The sequence below is a fragment of the Terriglobus sp. YAF25 genome (genome assembly GCF_052113305.1).
Taxonomy (GTDB): domain Bacteria; phylum Acidobacteriota; class Terriglobia; order Terriglobales; family Acidobacteriaceae; genus Terriglobus.
In genome coordinates this window covers 1-1,745 of the sequence record NZ_JBFRCY010000851.1, presented here as the reverse complement: position 1 = coordinate 1,745, position 1,745 = coordinate 1, and the positions used below count along the sequence as shown (strand labels likewise).

Genomic DNA, 1,745 nt, shown 5'->3' with positions numbered 1-1,745 from the left:
GAGGGAATGGAGAGCCCATCTCGTTGTATCCACTCCACTCGATGGAGGCGTGGCGAGCCTTCCGGCGCCAGATGCAATTCGACCGACCGGTGAGGCGTAACCTTATAGAGGTCRCTTAACCTGGGACTGGAATGTCCAGGCGTTTTGAATTCCATACTCTTGCCGCTTACAGCGTGCAGGCGATACCCGCAGCGTTCGAGGATTGCGCGAGCGCGTTCGGCACAGGCGGGATCTACAAGAAAGTCGAGGTCGAGCTGAGAGCGCAACTCCATGCGAGGTACCGAGAAGGGACACAACGTGATGCCCTTCAGGTTGGCGTACAGAACGCCCTCGTCCTGGAACGCACGATTGAGCCGTAGGGTCTCTTCAAGAAATACCTTTGAGCGCAGGGTATTGTTCGCAAGCGCCTGTTCAAGCTCCTCGTGAATGGCGGGCGACAGGCAGTCTGACAACTGCAGAGACGTGAGCCGGTCAAAGAAGTAGAGTGCAAGTCCGCTCACATGTAGCCATTGCAGCAGGCGACGCCATTCCGCCGCCGAGGGATTGAGGCTGAGCAGATCGTCGATGTCTTTTGAACAAAAACCTTCCATTACGGCCTGACGCAGACGCTCATGTCGTCTGGTTGGAGGCCATACGGAATTTCGCGAAACTTGCATTGGTCGAACCTTACTCAACGACGTGGAGCGTAAGAGCCATCTGTCCGTGGCCGGTTCCACAGAAAATGAAGCACTGACCCGTGAAGTCACCGGCTTTTTCCGGAGTAAATGAAAGTGTTGCGGGTGTCCCTTTGTTGATCTGGACCTTCTGATCCAGGTCGGCAAACTGGAGCCCGTGAGTGACATCACTGCTTTGAATGACGAGTTCGACCGGTTCACCCTTTTTGACTGTGATCTCTGATGGAGAAAACTCAAAGCGCTTTGCGGAGATTTCGATACGGTGCGGCTCAGTGCCCGCGTGAATCGGGCGGAATGAGAGCGCAGACATCAGTGTGAAAGAAGTAAGAAGGGTCCACTTAAATTTCATCGGCTATCGGCTCCTGCAACGATCGTCAGTGAAAGATCATCCGCAACGGGGATCCTTCGATTCGTTGACTCTAGTTAGCCGCTAAAACCGTGTTGTCATGTGTCTGTCAGGTGATTGTCAGGGAAATGTTAGCCCCTTTGGTGACAATGCTTTGACAAAGCGGCGACGACCCCGGGACACCTTCCCGGACACGTCTGGTTATCGTCGGCTTCATGCGAAGTGTGAAACGTCGGATACCCGTCCATAGAGTGCTTTGTTATCTCGTCTTGATGGCGCTGTTTCCCGGCAGAGCGCTGCATGCACAGAAGACGCCCATTATCTCGGGAGGCGGCGGCATGTTTGTCAGCCGGAACGGAGGCCAGAACAGCTACTTTCCTGTAATCTCTCCACTCGCCGCTGTGCCTCTCGGAGATCACGTGCTGATAGAGACCAGAGCGACCATTCTGGAATCATTCACCGCAAACGGACACGGTTACGACACGGCACACTATGCCGCTCTGTCTTATCTCGAGGGAGATTTTCTTGTCTCTCCCCATCTCACAATCGCAGCGGGAAGCTATTTGACTCCGTTCGGTACCTATAACGAACGGTTGACGCCGATCTGGATCAGCAACTTCCAGAATGGTCCATTGATTCTTCCATTGGGAACCATGTCTACCGGCGCTGGTACAGGCGGTATGGTGCGGGGTTCCGCAGTCTCACGTTCTTCTTTCTCCATCGAC

Annotated in this window: 2 protein-coding genes and 1 pseudogene; 1 reads left to right on the top strand and 2 read right to left on the bottom strand. The window is 54.4% G+C overall.

The genetic code is table 11. The features are described from left to right. The coding region (locus tag AB4043_RS24495) for a nucleotidyltransferase family protein (RefSeq protein ID WP_442308387.1) at window positions 1-590 on the bottom strand (590 nt) is incomplete at its 3' end. Window positions 591-666: 76 nt separating this feature from the next. Next, window positions 667-1,023 (bottom strand): cupredoxin domain-containing protein, encoded by a 357-nt coding sequence (locus tag AB4043_RS24490; protein WP_442299563.1) that lies wholly within the window; start codon window positions 1,021-1,023, stop codon window positions 667-669. A 248-nt stretch (window positions 1,024-1,271) separates the two neighbouring features. Here AB4043_RS24490 and AB4043_RS24485 point away from each other — a divergent pair. Then, window positions 1,272-1,745: pseudogene (locus AB4043_RS24485) on the top strand (hypothetical protein); the annotation flags it as partial.

Coding starts and splice junctions, on each gene's coding strand:
- AB4043_RS24490 (WP_442299563.1), bottom strand. CDS start 1,023: ATGAAATTTAAGTGGACCCTTCTTACTTCTTTCACACTGATGTCTGCG.